The organism is Pseudomonas paraeruginosa, from assembly GCF_003025345.2.
GTDB lineage: Bacteria > Pseudomonadota > Gammaproteobacteria > Pseudomonadales > Pseudomonadaceae > Pseudomonas > Pseudomonas paraeruginosa.
The window spans coordinates 4,723,675-4,743,093 of sequence record NZ_CP020560.1 but is presented as its reverse complement, the minus strand read 5'-3'; the positions used below and the strand labels follow the sequence as shown (position 1 = coordinate 4,743,093).

Annotated in this window: 22 protein-coding genes; 13 read left to right on the top strand and 9 right to left on the bottom strand. The window is 68.9% G+C overall.

Annotated features, from left to right (window positions below; genetic code table 11):
- Positions 1–47: 47 nt before the first annotated feature.
- From sodB to B7D75_RS22460, 3 genes are all read right to left on the bottom strand, one after another.
- Positions 48–629, bottom strand: a complete 582-nt coding sequence (gene sodB, locus B7D75_RS22470; RefSeq protein ID WP_012077164.1) for a superoxide dismutase [Fe] — start codon at positions 627–629, stop codon at positions 48–50.
- A 344-nt stretch (positions 630–973) separates the two neighbouring features.
- The gene (locus tag B7D75_RS22465; protein ID WP_107114441.1) at positions 974–1,576 is read right to left on the bottom strand and encodes a LysE/ArgO family amino acid transporter; all 603 of its coding nucleotides are present in this window, start codon (positions 1,574–1,576) and stop codon (positions 974–976) included.
- Position 1,577: 1 nt separating this feature from the next.
- Positions 1,578–1,979, bottom strand: coding sequence for an ACT domain-containing protein (locus B7D75_RS22460; protein ID WP_033999766.1), 402 nt, complete (start codon positions 1,977–1,979; stop codon positions 1,578–1,580).
- 95 nt (positions 1,980–2,074) lie between these two features.
- Here B7D75_RS22460 and B7D75_RS22455 point away from each other — a divergent pair, with 95 nt between their 5' ends.
- On the top strand, positions 2,075–2,977 hold the full coding sequence (locus B7D75_RS22455) for a LysR family transcriptional regulator ArgP (RefSeq protein WP_107114440.1): 903 nt from the start codon (positions 2,075–2,077) through the stop codon (positions 2,975–2,977).
- Here B7D75_RS22455 and B7D75_RS22450 read toward each other — a convergent pair whose 3' ends face one another.
- A complete protein-coding gene (locus B7D75_RS22450; RefSeq protein ID WP_043101456.1) occupies positions 2,978–4,036 on the bottom strand; it encodes a saccharopine dehydrogenase family protein in 1,059 nt (352 codons plus the stop codon). It abuts the gene before it with no gap.
- A 184-nt stretch (positions 4,037–4,220) separates the two neighbouring features.
- On the opposite strand from B7D75_RS22450, the gene B7D75_RS22445 reads away from it, so the two are divergent.
- The 5 genes from B7D75_RS22445 (at position 4,221) to B7D75_RS22425 (ending at position 9,339) form a co-directional block, all read left to right on the top strand.
- Positions 4,221–5,210, top strand: a complete 990-nt coding sequence (locus B7D75_RS22445; RefSeq protein ID WP_034078340.1) for an NAD-dependent epimerase/dehydratase family protein — start codon at positions 4,221–4,223, stop codon at positions 5,208–5,210.
- Between the two features lie 290 nt (positions 5,211–5,500).
- A complete protein-coding gene (locus B7D75_RS22440) occupies positions 5,501–6,334 on the top strand; it encodes an ATPase (RefSeq protein ID WP_012077159.1) in 834 nt (277 codons plus the stop codon).
- Between the two features lie 217 nt (positions 6,335–6,551).
- A complete protein-coding gene (feoA, locus tag B7D75_RS22435; RefSeq protein WP_003157276.1) occupies positions 6,552–6,779 on the top strand; it encodes a ferrous iron transporter A in 228 nt (75 codons plus the stop codon).
- Between the two features lie 17 nt (positions 6,780–6,796).
- Complete coding sequence (gene feoB / locus B7D75_RS22430) at positions 6,797–9,097, top strand: Fe(2+) transporter permease subunit FeoB (protein ID WP_034078338.1); 2,301 nt, start codon at positions 6,797–6,799, stop codon at positions 9,095–9,097.
- The gene (locus tag B7D75_RS22425) at positions 9,097–9,339 is read left to right on the top strand and encodes a FeoC-like transcriptional regulator (protein ID WP_107114439.1); all 243 of its coding nucleotides are present in this window, start codon (positions 9,097–9,099) and stop codon (positions 9,337–9,339) included. Before feoB ends, B7D75_RS22425 begins: the two co-directional genes overlap by 1 nt.
- Positions 9,340–9,393: 54 nt before the next feature.
- Here the strand turns inward: B7D75_RS22425 and B7D75_RS22420 are convergent, their stop codons facing one another.
- From B7D75_RS22420 to pyeR, 3 genes are read right to left on the bottom strand one after another with little or no spacing between them, the layout of a single operon-like run.
- Entirely contained in the window at positions 9,394–10,446 is a 1,053-nt protein-coding gene (locus B7D75_RS22420) for an alkene reductase (RefSeq protein ID WP_012077157.1), read from the bottom strand.
- A gap of 35 nt (positions 10,447–10,481) precedes the next feature.
- Positions 10,482–11,648: an MFS transporter gene (locus B7D75_RS22415; protein WP_058175450.1), complete on the bottom strand. Its 1,167-nt coding sequence runs from the start codon at positions 11,646–11,648 to the stop codon at positions 10,482–10,484.
- 48 nt (positions 11,649–11,696) lie between these two features.
- A complete protein-coding gene (gene pyeR, locus B7D75_RS22410; RefSeq protein WP_003093978.1) occupies positions 11,697–11,999 on the bottom strand; it encodes an ArsR family transcriptional repressor PyeR in 303 nt (100 codons plus the stop codon).
- 152 nt (positions 12,000–12,151) lie between these two features.
- Here pyeR and B7D75_RS22405 point away from each other — a divergent pair, with 152 nt between their 5' ends.
- The gene (locus tag B7D75_RS22405) at positions 12,152–12,724 is read left to right on the top strand and encodes an acyl carrier protein phosphodiesterase (RefSeq protein ID WP_003156404.1); all 573 of its coding nucleotides are present in this window, start codon (positions 12,152–12,154) and stop codon (positions 12,722–12,724) included.
- Between the two features lie 150 nt (positions 12,725–12,874).
- A complete protein-coding gene (locus tag B7D75_RS22400) occupies positions 12,875–13,735 on the top strand; it encodes a universal stress protein (protein WP_034078335.1) in 861 nt (286 codons plus the stop codon).
- Here the strand turns inward: B7D75_RS22400 and olsA are convergent.
- Positions 13,732–14,508: a lyso-ornithine lipid O-acyltransferase gene (gene olsA / locus B7D75_RS22395; RefSeq protein ID WP_034078333.1), complete on the bottom strand. Its 777-nt coding sequence runs from the start codon at positions 14,506–14,508 to the stop codon at positions 13,732–13,734. The two genes, B7D75_RS22400 and olsA, sit on opposite strands and share 4 nt — an antisense overlap.
- Positions 14,508–15,263 (bottom strand): L-ornithine N(alpha)-acyltransferase, encoded by a 756-nt coding sequence (olsB, locus tag B7D75_RS22390; RefSeq protein ID WP_053817716.1) that lies wholly within the window; start codon positions 15,261–15,263, stop codon positions 14,508–14,510. The genes olsA and olsB overlap by 1 nt, the downstream gene beginning before the upstream one ends.
- Before the next feature lie 203 nt (positions 15,264–15,466).
- On the opposite strand from olsB, the gene B7D75_RS22385 reads away from it, so the two are divergent.
- From B7D75_RS22385 to B7D75_RS22365, 5 genes are all read left to right on the top strand, one after another.
- Positions 15,467–16,363: an acyl-CoA dehydrogenase middle domain-containing protein gene (locus B7D75_RS22385; RefSeq protein WP_033999759.1), complete on the top strand. Its 897-nt coding sequence runs from the start codon at positions 15,467–15,469 to the stop codon at positions 16,361–16,363.
- Between the two features lie 81 nt (positions 16,364–16,444).
- Complete coding sequence (locus B7D75_RS22380) at positions 16,445–17,230, top strand: oxygen-binding di-iron domain-containing protein (protein WP_012077151.1); 786 nt, start codon at positions 16,445–16,447, stop codon at positions 17,228–17,230.
- A 68-nt stretch (positions 17,231–17,298) separates the two neighbouring features.
- Positions 17,299–18,414 (top strand): serine hydrolase domain-containing protein, encoded by a 1,116-nt coding sequence (locus tag B7D75_RS22375; RefSeq protein WP_058130352.1) that lies wholly within the window; start codon positions 17,299–17,301, stop codon positions 18,412–18,414.
- Positions 18,411–18,746, top strand: a complete 336-nt coding sequence (locus tag B7D75_RS22370) for a hypothetical protein (protein ID WP_012077149.1) — start codon at positions 18,411–18,413, stop codon at positions 18,744–18,746. The genes B7D75_RS22375 and B7D75_RS22370 overlap by 4 nt, the downstream gene beginning before the upstream one ends.
- Before the next feature lie 60 nt (positions 18,747–18,806).
- A complete protein-coding gene (locus B7D75_RS22365; protein WP_012077148.1) occupies positions 18,807–19,394 on the top strand; it encodes a YceI family protein in 588 nt (195 codons plus the stop codon).
- Positions 19,395–19,419 lie beyond the last annotated feature (25 nt).

Below are 19,419 nucleotides of genomic sequence, written 5' to 3'. Positions count from 1 at the left end.
CGAAAAAGCCCGGCGAATGCCGGGCTTTTTCGTGGTTCTGAACAGACTCAGGCAGCGAAGTTCTTCGCCACGAAGTCCCAGTTGACCAGGTTCCAGAACGCTTCGACGTACTTCGGACGCAGGTTGCGGTAGTCGATGTAATACGCGTGTTCCCAGACGTCGCAGGTCAGCAGCGGGGTGTCGCCGCTGGTCAGCGGGTTGCCGGCGCCGATGGTGCTGGCCAGGGCCAGGGAGCCGTCGGCCTTCTTCACCAGCCAGCCCCAGCCGGAGCCGAAGGTGCCGACGGAAGTCTTGGTGAACTCTTCCTTGAACTTGTCGAAGGAGCCGAAGGCGGCGTTGATCGCGTCGGCCAGGGCACCGGTGGGCTGGCCACCGCCGTTGGGGCTCAGGCAGTTCCAGTAGAAGGTGTGGTTCCACACCTGGGCGGCGTTGTTGAAGATGCCGCCGGAGGAGGTCTTGACGATCTCTTCCAGGCTCTTGCCTTCGAACTCGGTGCCCGGGATCAGGTTGTTCAGGTTCACCACGTAGGTGTTGTGGTGCTTGTCGTGGTGGTATTCCAGGGTCTCGGCGGAAATGTGCGGCTCAAGGGCATTCTTTTCGTAAGGCAGCGGCGGCAATTCGAAAGCCATGGTGTCTCTCCTATTCTTCCTCAGGTCAGGACTGGCGCGGCTAGCGCGCGACCGGTTCACGGGGCCGGTCCGATGCCTGTCCGGGAGCCCGTCCTGGATCCCCGGGGGACGTTCGGCGGAGCGCTCCGGAAAGGGCGCCGGGTGCGACTCGGAGCCTAGGCTCCCAGTGCCGCGAACTCCGGATCATAGCACCCGTGTCGGGGCATATCCACGCAGCAACTGTAGGGGCAAAGGCCGATGGCAGCGCGCTGCGCCGGGCTTCGCAAGGCCACTCGGCGCACTGCCCACCTTCCTTCTGGACTGCGTAGCGGCGCCGGGGTTCGGTCGCCTCGCCGGATTTCCGCTCAACTGCGGAGGACCAGTTGGACGGCCATGCCCATCATCATGGCGGCGACCATCAGGTCGAGCAGGCGCCAGGTGGCCGGGCGCGCCAGCCAGGGCGCCAGCCACGCAGCGCCGAGGGCGAGGGCGAAGAACCACATCAGCGAGGCGCTGGCCGCGCCAAGGGCGTAGGCGCCGGGAGCGGCCTGCTGGGCGCCGAGCGAACCGATCAGCAGGACGGTATCCAGATAGACGTGCGGGTTGAGCAGGGTCACCGCCAGCGCCGCCAGCAGCACCGCCCGGCGCGAGCGAGGGCCGGTTTCCGCGGCGTCGCCGAGCGCGTCCGGGCGCAGCGCGCGAAGCAGCGCCTTGAGCCCGTACCAGCTCAGGAAGGCCACCCCGCCCCAGCGGGCGATGGCCAGTAGTGTCGGGTTCTCCACCAGCAGCCTGGCCAGGCCGAACACGCCGAGGCTGACCAGTATCGCGTCGCAGAGCACGCAGAGAGCGGCTACCGCGAGGTGATGCTCGCGGCGCAGGCTCTGGGCGAGGACGAAGGCATTCTGCGCGCCGATGGCGATGATCAGGCCGGCGGCCACCAGGATCCCGTTGAAATAGCTCTGCCACATCTCAGTGCGCCTCCCTGGCCAGCTTCTGCAGGACGGCGAGGGCGCGCGGGCCGTCGTCGCGGGCGACGAACAGATGATCGTGGAAATAGCCGGCCATCACGTTGCAACTGATCCCGGCTCCGGCCAGCGCCGTGGCGAAGGCGGCGGTCAGGCCCACCGCCGCCAGCGACGAGTGCACCGTCAGGGTGATCCAGGCCGCCACGTATTCGTAGGGCAGGCCCAGGCGTTCGGCTTGCTGGCGTTCGAGCACCAGGGTCAGGCCCTCGCGCTCGCGGAAGCTGGCGATCGGCTCGGCGCCGTCCGGCAGCGCGCCATCGGCGCAGGTACAGAACACGTAGTCGCCGGGATTGAGTTCGGGAGTGAGCGTGCGCAGCAGGGTACGCAGCGAGGTTTCGCCAGCCATGGTCGGTCCGCAGTGGATGATCGGGAAGTGCTGGCGAGTGTGATGGCGAACGGTTTATAAGGAAAACGAATCCTGCTGATCTCTCATTAGGAAAACTGATTTTGTTCGACTACAAGTTGCTCGCCGCGCTGGCCGCGGTCGTGGAGCAGGGCGGTTTCGAGCGCGCCGCGCAGGCGCTGGGGCTGTCGCAATCGGCGGTATCGCAGCGGATCAAGCTGCTCGAGGCGCGGGTCGGCCAGCCGGTCCTGGTGCGCGAGACGCCACCGCAACCCACCGATCTCGGCCGTCGCCTGCTCAACCATGTGCAGCAGGTACGCCTGCTGGAGGGCGACCTGCAGCGCCGGGTGCCGAATCTCGACGAGGGCGGTGCCCCGGAGCGCCTGCGCATAGCCCTCAATGCCGATAGCCTGGCGACCTGGTGGGCCGCCGCGGTGGGCGACTTCTGCGCCGAGCGACGGGTGCTGCTGGACCTGGTTGTGGAGGACCAGGAAGTCGGGCTCAAGCGCATGCGCGCGGGCGAGGTGGCCGGCTGCGTCTGCGGCAGCGCGCGTCCGGTGGCCGGCGCGCGTTCGCTGCTGCTCGGCGCCATGCGCTACCGCGGGCTGGCCAGCCCGGCGTTCGTCGCCCGGCACTTTCCACAGGGCGTCGAAGCGGCCGCCCTGGCCAGGGTGCCGGCGATCGTGTTCGGTCCGGACGACCTGCTGCAACACCGCTTCCTCAAGGACCTTGGCGTCGAGGGCGGTTTCATCCACCACCTCTGCCCGTCCTCGGAAGGGTTCGTCCGTCTCACCGCCGGCGGCCTCGGCTGGGGGTTGGTACCGGAGCGCCAGGTGTGGGGCGAACTGGCCCGCGGCGAACTGGTCGAGCTGTTGCCCGGCCAGGTCATCGACGTGCCGCTGTACTGGCACTACTGGCGCAATGGCGGTGAACTGCTCGCCTCGCTCACCGAGCACCTGCTCGCCCGTGCCGGCGACGGTCTGGTGCGGGTGGCCGGCTGATCAACCGATGACGGCGATCCGGCCGGAACCGGGCAGCGCCTCGACGCAGCGCGCGCCGAGCAGCTGCGAGGGCGTGAAGTAGCCGCCGGGGCCTTGGTAGCCGAGCAGGTGGCGCACCGCCAGGAGCACGCCGTGCACGGTCAGGTCGTAGACGTTGGCGGTTTCCAGGCGCGCCGTGCGGCGTTCGCCGCGGGCATTGCGCGCCTCGCCCCAGACCCAGGTGCGCTGGCGTTCGCGGGCCGCCTGGTCGGGGCCGGCGATGCGCTTGTCGACCTGGCCCTTGAGCCAGTCCTGGACCCGTTCGCGACCGAGCAGCGGCCGCAGCGGGTCGACCAGGCGCATGCCCAGGGCCAGCAGCGGCGGCGCCGGCAGGTAGACTTCGATGTCCGGGATGCCGGTGCTGTAGTAGGCGGTGGCGACGTCGCCCCAGGGAATGGTCACGGCGTGCCGCAGGCCGCGGCCGAAATCGATGTCGCGGCGCCTGTAGCCCAGCGGCACGTCGCGCAGGCGTCCGTTCTCGCGGACCTTGCCGCCGAGCTTGAGGCCTTCGACGCTGGTCTTGGCGGTTCCGGTCGAGAGTCCGCTGCCGGTGTCGAAGCCCAGCGCCAGTCGCTGCGCGTCCGGCAAGGCTTCCTTCAGGCAGGCGGCCAGGCAGTCGGTGGGGATCACGTCGAAACCTACCCCGGGGCAGACCACGATGCCCGCCTCGCGCGCCTCGGCGTCGCCGGCATGGGCCTGCTCGAACACCGCGATCTCGCCGGTGATGTCCACGTAATGGCTGCCGGCGGCGCGGCAGGCGGCGATCATCGGCGCGCTGGTGGCGGAGAACGGACCTGCGCAGTGGGCTACCACCTGCACGTCGCTCAACGCTTCGCGGCAGCCGTGCGGATTGCCCAGATCGAAGACCCGGCCCTCCAGCCCGAGCTGGCTGCTGAGCGCGTGCAGGGCGGCCGGATTGCGCCCGCCGAGCAGCGGCGTCAGGCCCTCGCGCCGCGCCTGTTCGGCGACCAGCCGGCCGGTGTAGCCGTTGGCGCCGTAGATCATCCAGTGACTGGCCATGCTGCGTCTCCCGCGAACTGGTGGCATTCAGGTTAGCCCTTGTAGCGCGCCATGCCTGTCCTGTCGCCCAACGCAAGTCGTGCCGGCGGCCCGCAGGGTCGTTGTTCTGGCATGCTGTGCCAGTGGTTTCGCGACGTCGGATTGCTAGAGTCGCGGCACAAGAAGAACAGCGGGAGTACTCGGGATGCGGATACTGGTAACGGGGGCGACGGGCTTCATCGGCGGGCGTTTCGCCCGCTTCGCCCTGGAGCAGGGCTTGTCGGTGCGGGTCAGCGGACGTCGCCAGGAGGCGGTGCAGCACCTGGTGGCGCGGGGCGCCGAGTTCGTTCCCGGCGACCTGGCCGAGCCGGCGCTGGTCGAGCGCCTCTGCGAGGGTGTCGAGGCGGTGGTGCACTGTGCCGGCGCGGTGGGTGTGTGGGGGCCGCGCGAGCGGTTCCAGGCGGCCAACGTCGGCCTCGCCGAGAGCGTGGTCGAGGCCTGCCTGAAGCAGAAGGTGCGGCGCCTCGTGCATCTGTCGTCGCCGTCGATCTACTTCGACGGGCGTGACCACCTGAACCTCGGTGAAGACTATGTCCCGCGGCGCTTTTCCGATCACTACGGGGCGACCAAGTACCAGGCCGAGCAACTGGTGCTCAGTGCCCGCGACCTCGGCCTCGAGGTGCTGGCCCTGCGTCCGCGCTTCGTGGTCGGCGCTGGCGACACCAGCATCTTCCCAAGGCTGATCCAGGCCCATCGCAAGGGCCGCCTGCGGATCCTCGGCAACGGTCTGAACCGGGTCGACTTCACCAGCGTGCACAACCTCAACGATGCCCTGTTCAGTTGCCTGCTGGCCGGCGAGCCGGCGCTGGGCAGGGTCTACAACATCAGCAACGGCCAGCCGGTGCCGTTCTGGGACGCGGTCAACTACGTCATGCGCCAGCTCGGCCTGCCGCCAGTCACCGGGCATCTGCCGTATGCCATAGGTTACGGCCTGGCGGCGCTCAACGAGGGCGTCTGCCGGATTCTCCCGGGGCGCCCGGAGCCGGCACTGTTCCGCCTGGGCATGGCGGTGATGGCGAAGAATTTCACCCTGGACATCAACCGCGCTCGCGAATACCTCGACTACGATCCGCGGGTCAGCCTGTGGACGGCGCTCGACGAGTTCTGCGCCTGGTGGCGCGCCCAGGAACTCTGATCAGCCGCGCAGCGGGCCGGCGTAATGCCGGCTCGGCGCGGGTGCGGACAGCCGCGACGGTTCCACCGATGGCGGCGCGACGCGCGGGAACCGGCCGCGTCCGGCGGCGGTCTGTGTCGGGCCAGGCTCGCGCCGTGATGGTGCGTGCGGCTCCGCGATGGAGCGCCCCGGTCTCGACGAACTTCCTTCGCGCGGACGCTGAAGGGGTGGGGCCGAATCGATATAATGCGTCATTCGGCCCTCTCTCCAGGCCTCCGGCAGGATGCCGTTCCCCTTCACAGGTTTTCACCATGCGTAACGATTCTTTCGACGAACTCGACGATGTGCCCAGCCTGACCACCGATGCCGCCGACCGCGAAGAGTTCGGCCACCACCCGCGGCACGTCTACGAACCGGAACAGCGTCGGGTGGTAGATACCAAGGCGCGCCGCCCGGCTTCCACCGGCCCGCTCTGGGCCCTGCTCGGGGCGATGCTGATCGCCCTCGCCGGAGTGGCCTGGTGGAGTCACCAGCAGCTCAGCCTGATGGAGCAGCAACTGGTCGCGACCCAGGAAAGCTTCGTGCGGATCAGCGAGGAAGCCGCCGGGCGACTCGACGACATCCGCGGCAAGGTGGTCGCCAGCGAGTCCAGCGTCACCAGCGAGCGCGAGGCGCTGCGCCTGCAGGTCAAGCAGTTGCAGGAAAAACTCGGCAGCCAGGAACGCCAGCAGGCCGATGTGAGCAACCAGTTCGGCGGCCAGGGCAAGCGCCTCGACCAGTTGGCCAGCGACCTCAAGGCCCAGCAGGAAAGCGCCGCGCAACTGGTCGCGCAGCTCGACGGCAAGCTGCAGGCGCTGGCCACCGAGCAGGAGAAGCTGAAGGCGCTGCAGGCCGAGCTGGGCAAGACCAACGAGCAGCTCAAGAGCCTCGGTGGCGACGTCGCGGCGCTGAAGAAACAGGGCAATCCCAGCCAGGCCATCAAGGGCATCCAGGACGACCTGCTGGTGCTGCGCAGCCAGCTCGACAATCGTCCCCAGGGTGGCAATACCGCCGAGTTCGACGCCTTCCGCACCCAGGTGATGCGTAACATCAATACCCTCCAGGCCCAGGTGCAGAACCTGCAACAGCAGCTCAACAGCCGCTGAATCCGCTGTGTCGCCAGTTGCTCCGTTGCCCGGGGCGCTGGCGGCGACAGATCGCCGCGCCGCGCGGAAATCCCTCCATCCATTGCTCTGGATCAGCGAATCCGCTGTCCATCCGCTCCGATACTGCGCCCTTAAGCGAGCCTTAAGTGAGAGTCGTTTAGATTCTCGATCAGCGGCCAGGGAGGCCACCGTTCCTCCCTACTGCCTGGAATCCGCCATGAGCGCACTGCAACCTTCCCGTACCTATCGCATCACCGGGTATTCACCGGCCATTGGCAACGGCTATCGCCAGCGCCTGTTCTCCATGGGCCTGCTGCCCGGCGCCGCGCTGCGCGTGGTGCGCATCGCCCCGCTGGGCGACCCGATCCAGGTCGAGACCCGCCAGACCAGCCTGGCGCTGCGGCGCAAGGACCTCGCCCTGCTGACCCTCGTCCCGCTCGACTGATCCCGCCCGGAGTCCCCATGACCGCACTGACCCTCGGCCTGATCGGCAACCCCAACTCCGGCAAGACCACCCTGTTCAACCAGCTCACCGGCTCGCGCCAGCGGGTCGGCAACTGGGCCGGCGTCACCGTCGAGCGCAAGGAGGGCGCGTTCCACACCGCCCGCCACGCGGTGCGCCTGGTCGACCTGCCGGGTACCTATTCGCTGACCAGCGTGTCCGCCCAGGCCTCGCTGGACGAACAGATCGCGTGTCGCTACATCGCCAGCGGCGAAGTGGACGTGCTGGTCAACGTGGTGGACGCGGCGAACCTGGAGCGCAATCTCTACCTCACGGTACAACTACGGGAGATGGGCATCCCCTGCATCGTCGCGCTGAACATGCTGGACATCGCCCGCAGCCAGCGGATCCGCATCGACATCGACGGACTCGCGCGGCGCCTCGGTTGCCCGGTGGTGCCGCTGGTGTCCACCCGCGCCGATGGCATCGACGAGCTGAAGGCGGCCATCGACGACCTGCAGGTCCCGCAGGCGGCGCTGGCGGTGGATTACCCGGCGACCATCGAGGCGCAGGTAGGCTACCTGCTGGAAACGCGCACTCCGGCGGCCTCGGCCATCGAACCGCGCTGGCTGGCGTTGCAGGCGCTGGAAGGCGACATCTTCAACGGCCCGGCGCTGGGCTTGCCGCCCGCTACCCTGGAACAGGCGCGCCAGGCCTGCGGCGAGGAGCCCGAGCTGGCTATCGTCGATGCGCGCTACCGGCTGATCGGCGAGATCTGCGCGGCGGTCTGCGACCACCAGCAGGCGCAGCCGCACCGGCTGACCCAGTGGCTCGACCGGATCGTCCTGAATCGCTGGCTGGGCCTGCCGATCTTCCTGCTGGTGATGTACCTGATGTTCTTCTTCGCCATCAACATCGGCGGGGCGCTGCAGCCGATCTTCGACAAGGGTTCGGCGGCGATCTTCATCGATGGCATCCAGTGGCTGGGCATCCGCTTCGGCCTGCCCGACTGGCTCACGGTGTTTCTCGCCCAGGGCATCGGCGGCGGGGTCAACACGGTGCTGCCGCTGGTGCCGCAGATCGGCCTGATGTACCTGTTCCTCTCGCTGCTCGAGGACTCCGGCTACATGGCCCGCGCGGCCTTCGTCATGGACCGCCTGATGCAGGCGCTGGGCCTGCCGGGCAAGTCGTTCGTGCCGCTGATCGTCGGTTTCGGCTGCAACGTGCCGTCGATCATGGGCGCGCGCACCCTGGACGCGCAGCGCGAGCGGCTGATCACCATCATGATGGCGCCGTTCATGTCCTGCGGCGCGCGCCTGGCGATCTTCGCCGTGTTCGCCGGGGCCTTCTTCGGCCAGGGCGGCGCGCTGGTGATCTTCTCCCTGTACCTGCTCGGCATCGTCGTGGCGATCCTCACCGGGCTGCTGCTCAAGCACACCCTGATGCGCGGCGAGGCCTCGCCCTTCGTCATGGAGCTGCCGCTGTACCATGTGCCGCACCTGAAGAGCCTGCTGCTGCAGACCTGGTCGCGCCTGCGCGGCTTCGTGGTGCGGGCCGGCAAGGTGATCATCCTGGTCAGCCTGGTGATCGGCGGGCTGAACAGCATCACCCTCGACGGCAAGCCGGTGCGGGGCGACATCGGCCATTCCGCGCTGGCCAGTGTCAGTCAGCGTCTCACTCCGCTGCTGGCGCCGCTCGGGGTGCAGCCGGACAACTGGCAGGCCACCGTCGGCCTGGTCACCGGGGCGATGGCCAAGGAAGTGGTGGTGGGCACCCTGAACACCCTCTATACCGCCGAGCAGATCCAGGGCGAGGCCTTCGACTACGAAGGCTACGACCTGCCCGGACAGCTGCGCGACGCCCTGACCGAAACCTGGGACGGCCTGGTCGATACCTTCAGCCTCAGCGTGCTGGCCAACCCGGTGGAGGCGAGCATGGCCGACGGCGACATGGCGGCCGGCTCGATGGGCACCATGGCGAGCAAGTTCGGCAGCCCCATCGCGGCCTACAGCTATCTGGTCTTCGTCCTGCTCTACGTGCCCTGCGTGACCGCCATGGGCGCGATCGCCCGGGAAAGCAGCAAGGGCTGGATGGCTTTCTCGGTGCTCTGGGGGCTGAACGTCGCCTACTCGCTGGCGACCCTCTGCTACCAGGTCGCCACCTTCGCCGCGCACCCCGAGCGTAGCGTCCTGACCATCGCCGTGGTGCTGGTCTTCAACCTGATCCTGATGACCTGCCTGCGTCTGTTCGGCCGCGAGCAGGTACTGCAACTGCCAGGCCGAATGGTCGATGCCCCGGGCGGGCAGGGAGGATGTCACTGATGGCGACACTCATGCAGATCCGCGCCGCCCTGGAAGACGGCCAGGCGCGCGGGCTGAAACAGCTCAGCCGCCAGGTGGACGCGCCGCCGGCGCTGGTGGAGGCGATCCTGGAGCGGCTGATCGCGCTCGGCAAGGTCGAGCGGGTGGCTGCGCAAGGCTCGGGCGGTTGCGGCAATGGCTGCAAGGGCTGCGCCCAGCGCGATCCTTGCGCGGAGCCGGAGCCGCGGTTCCGTCGCCGCTAGATGCGAAAAAGCCCGCCACGGCAAGCGTGACGGGCTTTTTCCTGGGTGGTGCGATCAGTCCAGGGTCGGGTAGTCCAGGTAGCCTTCGGTGCCACCGGTGTAGAAGGTCTCCGGGCGCGGCGGGTTCAGCTCGGCGCCGTTGCGCAGGCGCTTGACCAGATCCGGGTTGGCGATGAAGGGAATGCCGAAGGCCACCGCATCGGCGTCGCCCCTGGCCAGGATGGCGTTGGCGCTGTCGCGGGTGAATTTCTCGTTGGCGATGTAGGGACCGCCGAAGGCTTCCTTCAGGGCCACGCCGATGCTGTCGTCGGCCTGCGCTTCGCGGGCGCAGATGAAGGCGATGCCGCGCTTGCCCAGCTCGCGGGCGACATGGCTGAAGGTCTCCAGGCGGTTGGAATCGCCCATGTCGTGGGAGTCGGCGCGCGGCGCCAGGTGCACGCCGACGCGCTGGGCGCCCCATACGGAAATCGCCGCGTCGGTGACTTCCAGCAGCAGGCGTGCGCGGTTCTCGATGGAGCCGCCGTAGCGGTCGGTGCGCTGGTTGGTGCTGTCCTGGAGGAACTGGTCGAGCAGGTAGCCGTTGGCGCCGTGGATCTCCACGCCGTCGAAGCCGGCGGCCTTGGCCCGTTCGGCGCCCTGGCGGTAGGCCTCGACGATGTCGGCGATCTCCTCGGTGTCCAGCGCGCGCGGGGTGACGAAGGGACGCTTCGGACGCACCAGGCTGACATGCCCCTCGGCGGCGATGGCGCTCGGCGCCACTGGCAGCTCGCCGTTCAGGTAGAGCGGGTCGGAAATCCGCCCGACGTGCCACAACTGCAGGAAGATGCGCCCGCCGGCGGCGTGCACCGCCTTGGTCACGTTGCTCCAGCCACGGACCTGGTCATCGGACCAGATGCCGGGGGTATCGGGATAGCCCACACCCATCGGCGTGACCGCGGTGGCCTCGCTGAGGATCAGGCCGGCCTCGGCGCGCTGGGCGTAGTACTCGGCCATCAGGGCGTTGGGCACGCGGCCCTCGTCGGCGCGGCAGCGGGTCAGCGGCGCCATGACGATGCGGTTGGGCAGCTCGAGGTCGCCGAGCACGATGGGATCGAACAGAGTAGCCATGGAACATCCTCCACTAGGGAATACACGGACAGGGATCAATCGAGGACCGGCTGCGCCTGGGCGCGGCCGTTTCCGGAAAAGCCGATGAGGGTGGCCAGCAACGCCAGTACGGCCAGCGCGGCGGCGGCCAGCGGCACGCGGGTCAGGCCCAGGCCGTGGTCGATGACGCTGCCGCCGATCCAGGCGCCGAGTGCGTTGCCGACGTTGAAGGCGCCGATGTTCAGGGTCGCCACCAGGTTCGGCGCGGCATGCCCGACGCGCACCACGTTGACCTGCAGGGCGGGCACCGCGGCGAAGGAGGCGGCGGCCCAGAGGAACAGGGTGATTTCCGCCGGCAGCACGGCCTGGCTGGTCCAGCTGAGCAGCGCCGAGACCAGCGCCATCGCGGCGAACACGCCGGCCATGGTGAGGCCCAGGCGCCAATCGGCGAGGCGTCCGCCGATCACGTTGCCGACGGTCAGGCCGACGCCGATCAGCAGCAGGGTCCAGGTCACCCCGCGCGGGGAAACCCCGGTGACTTCGCCGAGCAGCGGCGCGACATAGGTGAACAGGGCGAACATCGAGGCGGCGAACAGCACGGTGGTGCCCAGCGCCAGCCACAGCGAGGGGTTCCGCAGCGCGGTCATCTCCTGGCGCAGGTCGACCGTTTCCTCTTCGCGGTCGTTCGGCAGCACCCTGGCCAGGCCGACGAAGGCGACCACGCCGATCAGGGTCACCACCCAGAAGGTCGCGCGCCAGCCGGCTTCCTGGCCGAGCGCGGTGCCCAGCGGCACGCCGAGCACGTTGGCCAGGGTCAGGCCGGTGAACATCAGGGCCACGGCGGAGGCGCGGCGGTTCGGCGCCACCAGGCCAGCGGCGACCACCGAGCCGATGCCGAAGAAGGCGCCATGGCAGAGCGCGGTGACGATCCGCGCCAGCATCAGCAGGCCGTAGTTGGCGGCCACCGCACAGAGCAGGTTGCCGACGATGAAGATGCCCATCAGCGCCAGCAGCGCTTTCTTGCGCTCCAGGCGGGCGGTGGCCATGGCCATCAGCGGGGCGCCGAAGGCCACGGCGAAGGCGTAGCCGCTGATCAGCCAGCCGGCGCTGGGAATGGAGACCCGCAGGTCGCCGGCGACCTGCGGCAGCAGGCCCATGATGACGAATTCGGTGGTACCGATGGCAAAGGCGGACAAAGCGAGGACGAGAAGAGACGCCGGCATCGGTCGAGCTCCTGGACAGCGAAGTAGTGGGGTGGAAGCGAGTGCTGCTTACAGCTCGTCGCCGAGTTGGTCGAGGAAGGCCTGGATGGTCTCCTCGTTGCGCTTGAAGAAGTTCCACTGGCCGACCCGGCGGCTGGTCACCAGGCCGGCGCGTTGCAGGGTGGCCAGGTGCACCGACACGGTGGACTGGGAGAGACCGGTACGCTGGTCGAACTTGCCGGCGCAGACGCCGATCTCGAACGGATGGTCCTGTTCGACGAAGTACTTCTCCGGCTCCTTCAGCCAGCGCAGCATGTCGCGTCGCACCGGGTGGGAGAGAGCCTTGATGATTTCGTCGATGTCCAGTGGCATGGCGGTGGTCCGTTGGCCGTTCATATCGGGTTGGAACGAACTATATATCGACGCGGGACGATATTGGGATCGATTGCGACGATAGTCGCTATCGACAGGGCTGATGACGATGATCGAAACGACCGTTCCGTCCCTGGGGTAAGCTAGGCCGCATGAACTACCTCGCGCACCTCCACCTCGGCGGCCCGCAGCCGGCCCAACTGCTCGGCAGCCTGTACGGCGACTTCGTCAAGGGCCGCCTGCAGGGACAATGGCCGGACGAGATCGAGCGGGCCATCCAGCTGCACCGGCGCATCGACGCCTTCACCGACAGCCACCCGCTGGTGCATGCGGCCAAGCGGCGCTTCCCGGCGGAGCGACGGCGTTTCGCCGGTGTCCTGCTGGACGTGTTCTTCGACCACTGCCTGGCGCGCGACTGGAGCGACTACGCCGACGAACCGCTGCCGCAGTTCGTCGAGCGGGTCTACGGCACCCTGCGCACCGCCTCGCCGCTGCCGGAGCGCCTGGCGCGCATCGCGCCGCGGATGGCGGCCCAGGACTGGCTGGGCAGCTACCGCGAGTTCGAGGTCTTGCGCGAAGTGCTGGGCGGCATGTCGCGGAGGCTGTCGCGACCGCACCTGCTGGACGGCTCCTGGGAAGAACTGGCCCAGCGCTACGACGTCCTGAGCGCGGATTTCCGCGCCTTCTACCCGCAGCTCCAGGCCTTCGCCCTGAGCCAGCGCTGACCCCTGGCGCAGCGGCCATTGGCCCGGTCGGCGGAATCACCTGTCAATTGTTTCAGGCCGAAGCATCCGCTTGATGCATATCAACCGGCAACGGTCGCGTCGATCGTTCAATGAGGCCGACGTTCAACGCTCTGCCAATGGAGGTGGAAGATGAAACGAATCCTGGTGGCGACCGACCTGTCCACGCGTTCCGAGCTGGCGGTCATGCGCGCCGCGGCACTGGCCAAGGCGAGGAATGCCGAGCTGACCGTGCTGAATGTGCTCGACGACGACCAGCCACCGGTGCTGATCGCGCCACAGCGGCTGGCCATCGCCAACCTGCTGGAGGTCAATGGGCAGGCCCTGAAGGAACGCCTCGGGGTCGACTCCAGGGCGATCGTGCGGGTCGGCGACCCGGTGGTGGTGATCAACGCGGTGGCCGAGGAACTCGGCGCCGACCTGCTGGTGATGGGGGCGCACCGGCACACGCCGCTGCGCGACCTGTTCATCGGCACCACCCTGGAGCGGGTGGTACGCAATGCGAAGATCCCGGTGTTGCGCGCGGCCGGTGCGCCGGAAGAGGAGTACCGCCGGGTGCTGCTGGCGCTGGATTTCTCGCCGACCTCCACGCGCGCGGTGCAGATGGCCGGCCAGCTCGGCTTCCTCGAGGCCGCCAGCCTCACCGCGTTGCATGCCTTCGAGCCGTTCGCCAAGGGCATGATGCGTTATTCGGGGATCAAGGAAGACCGCGTCGAGCATTACGTTGACCAGGAGGAGCTCAAGGCCAACGTCGAGCTGCGCGATTACGTCGCCGGGCTGGGGCTGGGCCGCGAGGATATCCAGCTGCGCGTAGGCGAAGGCTTGCCGATCAACGTGATCATGACCGAGGTGCGGCGCCAGGCACCGCAGTTGACGGTGCTCGGCACCCAGGGCCTGACCGGCTTCCGCCGCGCGCTGATCGGCAGCGTGGCCGAGGCGGCCCTCGGCGACCTGCCATGCGACGTGCTGGCGGTGCCGCCCAAGCGCGACTAGGCGGCGCGCCGGGTTTCCGCAGGGGCGGCAGTGCCGAACAGCGCCAGGCGCACCGCCTGCTGGGCCTGGCGGGCCAGTTCGGCGCGGTCCAGGCCCTGGCTGGGGATAGGCTCCAGCAGCTGGATGTGCACGCTGCCGCGCTCGCCGCGCAGCAGGCGGCCGAGGTGGCTGAGCAGGTCGTCGTCGCCGATGAACGGCGCCAGCGCATCGGGTACGCCATCGCGGCGGTAGCTGATCGCCACCGGCTGCACCGCCACGCCGGCCTCCAGGGCGCTGGCCATCAGGCGTCCGTGGAAGGTGCGCAGGCTCTCGCCGTTGGTGGTGGTGCCTTCCGGGAAGATCAGCAGGTTGCGCCCGCGGTGCAACTGTTCGGCCAGTCGCTGGTTGATCAGCCGGCTGTCGCCCGCGCCGCGGCGGATGAACAGGGTTCCGGCCTTTTCCGCCAGCCAGCCGGCCAGCGGCCAGGCGCGAACCTCGGCCTTGGACAGGAAGGTCAGCGGCGCCAGGGCGCCGAGCAGGGGAATATCGGTCCAGGACACATGGTTGGCGACCCACAGCATCGGTTGCCGTGGCGCTTCGCCGCTGACCCGGATATCGAACGGCAGCGCCGCGCACAGGCGCGCCAGCCACCAGCGGGTCAGGCGCTGGCGCAGCGGCGTGACGTCGGTGCCGGGGAGCCGCTCGCGCAGGCTGACCCAGCTCGCCAGGCCCAATCCGAGCGCGACCAGCCCGAGCAGGCGGGCGCTGCGCAGCAGCAGGCGCAGCCGCGCCATCAGACCGCCGCCTTGAAGTGGCGGGCGTAGCGTGGGCAGAGTTCGTCGCGCTTGAGCAGGATGAATACGTCGGCGACCTGGAAGTCCGGGTCCCAGCAGGGCTCGCCGCAGATCTTCGCGCCCAGGCGCATGTAGGCCTTGAGCAGCGGCGGCAGTTCGGCGGTGAGGTTTTCCGGGACGTCCAGCGGCGGCAGCGGGTTCTTCGGCTCGGCCTGCAGGTAGTCGGTGCACAGGTAGCGTTCGCGCAGCCGCTGCATCACCGCCTTGGCCTGGACCCCGCCGTCGCGCATGGGAATGCTGGCGCAACCCATCAGGTAGCGGTAGCCGCCCTCGTTGAGGACCTCGGCGAGTTCGCCCCAGAGTACCGCGATGGTGGCGCCGTTGCGGTATTCGGGGGCGACGCAGGTGCGGCCGATCTCCAGCACCGGGCCGTGCAGGGCGTCGAGCCCGGAGAGGTGGAATTCCTCTTCGCTGTAGAAGCGCCCGAGGCGCTCGGCGGCGCGATGATCGAGGAGCCGGGTGGTGGCCACCAGGGCGCCGCTGTCGAGGTCACGGACGCCGATGTGTGCACAGTGGCGGTCGTAGTCGTCGCGGTCGAGACCGTCTTCGGCGCCTTCGAGCTTGGCGTCGAACTCGGCGCTGAATACGCGGTAGCGCAGGGCCTGGGCCTCGCGCAGGGCGCGGGCACCGTTCAGGCGCTCGGCCTTGAGGCGGCGTCCGGCGACGGGTTCGCGGGGAATGGCGGTCTGGGTCATGCCTGGGCCTCCTTGGGCCGGCGCCGCGGGTTGCGGCCGCTCGGCTTTGTTGTGCAAGCTCAGGCTAGGAAGGCGCGGTGTCACCCCTGTGACAGGGGCGTGATGCTTGTATGACATTGTCGCCGGATGTAACGCGCCGTTGTTCCACCCCGGCAGCCTCGGCAGGATGCCGGTTTCGACATCTTCGACGATTGGAGTCCGCCATGTCCTGGCAACCCTTGCTCGGCCCGCTCGACCGCCTGCCCACCGAAGGTTCCCTGGAGGACTGGCACGCCGCCGTCCTGGCGCGCGCCGACGGCCTCGGCAGCCTGGAGCGCGCGGTGCTCGGCGGACGATTGGCCGCGAGTCCGGGCCTGGCCTTCCTCGCCGGCTACCAGGCGGCCCTGCGCGCGCTCTGGCCGGCGGCGCCGGAAGGCCTCGGCGCGCTGTGCGTCACCGAGAAGCGCAGCGTGCGCCCGGCAGACCTGCAGACCCGCCTGGAGGGGCTGGTCCTGCATGGGCAAAAGGATTTCGTCACCGCTGGCGACAGTGCTGCCTGGTGGCTGGTGGCCGCCCGCGACGAAGCGCCGGGGCAGCCGCCGCGACTGTCGATGACGGTGGTCCTGGCCGGCGCGCCGGGGGCGCGCCTGGAGGCGTTGCCGGCGCTGCCGCTGATGCCGGACGTGCCGCATTCCCGCCTGCTGCTCGACGGCGCCCATTGCGAGCGCCTGCCCGGCGATGGCTGGGACGACTACGTCAAGCCGTTCCGTCTGCTGGAAGACGTCCACGTGCTGGCCGCGCTCGGCGCCTGGCTTTACGGCGTCGGCCACGAGTGCGGCTGGCCGACGCCGCTGCTGCTGCGCCTGGCCGGGGTCCTCGGTGGTTGCGCCGAAGTGGCGCGACACCCGGTCGCCTGCGTCGGTACCCAGGCGGTGCTGGCCGGGCTGTTCGAACAGTTCAGGGCGCTCGAAGCCGACCTCGACGCCGCCTTCGCCGCCAACGCCTCGGCCTGGGAGGCGCTGTGGCAGCGCGACCGCGGCCTGCTGGCGATTGCCAACGGGGCCCGCAAAGTTCGCCTGGAAAAGGCCTTGACCACCCTCGGGCTTGACCCAGGTCAGTGAGGCGCCGCGCCGCAGGCGCTTACCCTGCGCAGCATCCGGCGAGGCATGCCTCGCGCCTGCACAGAGTAGATTCCACCGACCATGCGACGCGAACCGATCGTGCTGTTCGACAACGGCAGCCACCAGTGCCTGTGTTTCGATGACCTCGTCAGCGGCGAAGGCGTCCAGTCCAACCAGTTCCTCATCGTCGACAACGGCCAGTACCTGCTGCTCGACCCGGGCGGCGACCTGACCTATACGCCGCTCTCGCTGGAGCTGTCGAAGCGCTTCCCGCTGCAGGAACTGGACTACATCTTCGCTTCGCACCAGGACCCGGACATCATCGCCGCCCTCGACAAATGGCTGCTGCACACCCGCGCGCGAGTGATCTGCTCCAAGCTCTGGGCACGCTTTCTGCCGCACCTGACGGCCAACTACCTGGCGGTCAGCCATGGCATCAACACCTACGACCGGGTCATCCCGTTGCCCGACCGCGGCCAGGCGATTTCCCTCGGCGACTGTTCGCTGAAGGCGATTCCCGCGCATTTCCTGCACTCGGTGGGCAACTTCCAGCTCTACGATCCGGTGAGCAGGATTCTCTTCTCCGGCGACATGGGCGCCTCGCTGGTGGACGACGCCTCGCCGGTGACCGACTTCGCCGCGCACATCCAGTACATGGACGGCTTCCATCGCCGCTACATGGCGGCGAACAAGATCTGCCGCCTGTGGGCGCGGATGGTCCGGGACATGGATGTGGAGATGATCGTGCCGCAACACGGCCGCCCCTTCGTCGGCAAGGAAATGATCAGCGCCTTCCTCTACTGGATCGAGAACCTGGAGTGCGGCATCGACCTGCTCGGTCCCGACGACTACCGCATGCCCGGCTGAACCCGCGCTTCCGGCTGTCATCGAGGCCGTGCTAGGGTGGCCCCTCGACTGTCGAGAGGGCCCCGCCGATGCCCGCTTTGCCGTTGTTCCGCGGCGCCCTCGCCGCGCTGCTCCTGACGTGTTCCCTTGCCGCTCTCGGTGAAGACTGGCCCGACGCCGACTGGCCGCGCGCGCCGCAGCCCACCGGGCCGGCGCTGGAGGCGTTCGAGCGCTATGCCTTTCCCCGTCGTGACGATGTCCGTCGCAAGGGCGTTCGCACCGATGCGCTGGTGGTGGTCCGCGACGGCCGCCTGGTCTACGAGCGCTATGCCGGGCCGAGCCGCGCCGAGACGCCGCACCTGACCTGGTCGGTGAGCAAGAGCCTGCTCGCCACGCTGCTCGGCATCGCCCAGGGCGAGCGGCGCTTCCAGCTCGACGATCCGGTCGCCGGCTACTACCCGCCGCTCGCCCGCCATCCCGAGGTGACGCTGCGTCACCTGCTGAACTGGTCCTCCGGGCTGGACTGGCAGGAGGACTACGAGTTCGCGCCGCTGAAATCCTCGGTGGTGGCGATGCTCTATACCCGCGGCCGCGACGACATGGCCGGGTTCGTCGCCAGCACACCGGTGGCACGCCAGCCGGGCCGGCGCTTCCGCTACTCCAGCGGCGACAGCAACGTGCTGGCGGCGGCCCTGCACGGCATGCTCGGCGCGGAATACGCCGACTATCCCTGGCGCGCGCTGTTCGAGCCGCTGGGGATTCGTTCGGCGGTCTGGGAGCGGGATGCCGCCGGCACATTCGTCGGTTCGTCCTATGCCTACCTGAGCGCCCGCGACCTGGCCCGCGTCGGCCTGCTGATGCAGCGCCACGGGCGCTGGCGCGAGCGCCAGCTGCTGCCGCTGTCCTGGATCGAATTCAACCTGACGCCTTTCGCCCGCTACCGGCCGAGTCCGGAAGAGGCCGGCGAGGCGGTGCCCGGCGGGCACTGGTGGCTGAACCGCGCGGTGAAAGGCGCGCCGCCGCCCTGGCCGGACATCCCGGAGACCGCTTTCGCCGCGCTCGGTCACTGGGGCCAGGCGCTCTACGTCCTGCCCGAGCAGAAGCTGGTGATCGTGCGCTACGCCGACGACCGCGACGGACGCTACGACGACAACCGCTTCCTCGGCCTGGCCAGGGCGGCGTTCGCCGGGGACACACCGCCATGATCCGACGCCACCCCTGGCTCGCGCTGTTCCTCCTGCTACTGCTCGCGGCGCTGGCCTGGGCCTGGCAGAACCGCGTCCACCTGGCGGCCTTTCCCGCCATCATCGGCGCCTACACGGCCAAGGAGTACTGTTCCTGTCGCTACGTGATGGGGAACTCTGCGGACTATTGCCGGGCCTATACCCAACAGTACGTGCCGATCAGCGGCTTCTTCGACGACGAAGCCCGCCGCCGGGTGACCGCCCGCGGCCTCGGCAGTACGCAGACGGCCGCCTGGCTGGGCCCGCGCGAAGGATGCCGGCTGCTGGCCGAGGCGGACAGGCTGCCGGACTGACCGGCGGCGCATGTCGGGGCGCGGTGCGAGGGATGGCGCCGGCCCGCAGCCGGAGGTGGAATGCCTGTCGTATTGTGTGTGCTGCTGCTGTTCAGCCCGTTGCTGTCGGCGGCGGAATGGCAGCTGGAACCGGATTATTCGCGAATCAGCTTCGTCTCCGTGAAGCGCGCGAAGATGGCCGAGGTGCAGCGCTTCGACCGTCTCAGCGGGCAGATCGACAAGCAGGGCGTGGCGCGCATCGTGGTGCCGCTGGGCACCCTGGACAGCGGCCTGGCCCTGCGCGACGAGCGGATGAAGGACAACTTCTTCGAGACCTCGCGCTTCCCCCAGGCCACCGTGGAGAGCCGCCTGGACATGGCCGGCTTCGACGACCTGCGGGTTGGCCAGTCGCGGGTCGAGAAGCTCGACTTCACCCTCGACCTGCACGGCCAGCAGCGTCGCCTCAAGGCCGACGTGCTGGTCACCCGCCAGGGCGAGGGGCTGGTCCAGGTGGCCACCCTGGAGCCGGTGCTGCTCAAGCTGCTCGACTTCAACCTCGAGGAAAAGCTCAAGCCGCTGAAGGACATGGCCAATATCCCTTCGATCACTCCCGAGGTGCCGGTCTTCGCCGTGCTCAACTTCCGCGAAGTGCCGCCGGAACAGCTCTGAAGGCCGGCGCGGGCGTCGGGTTCCA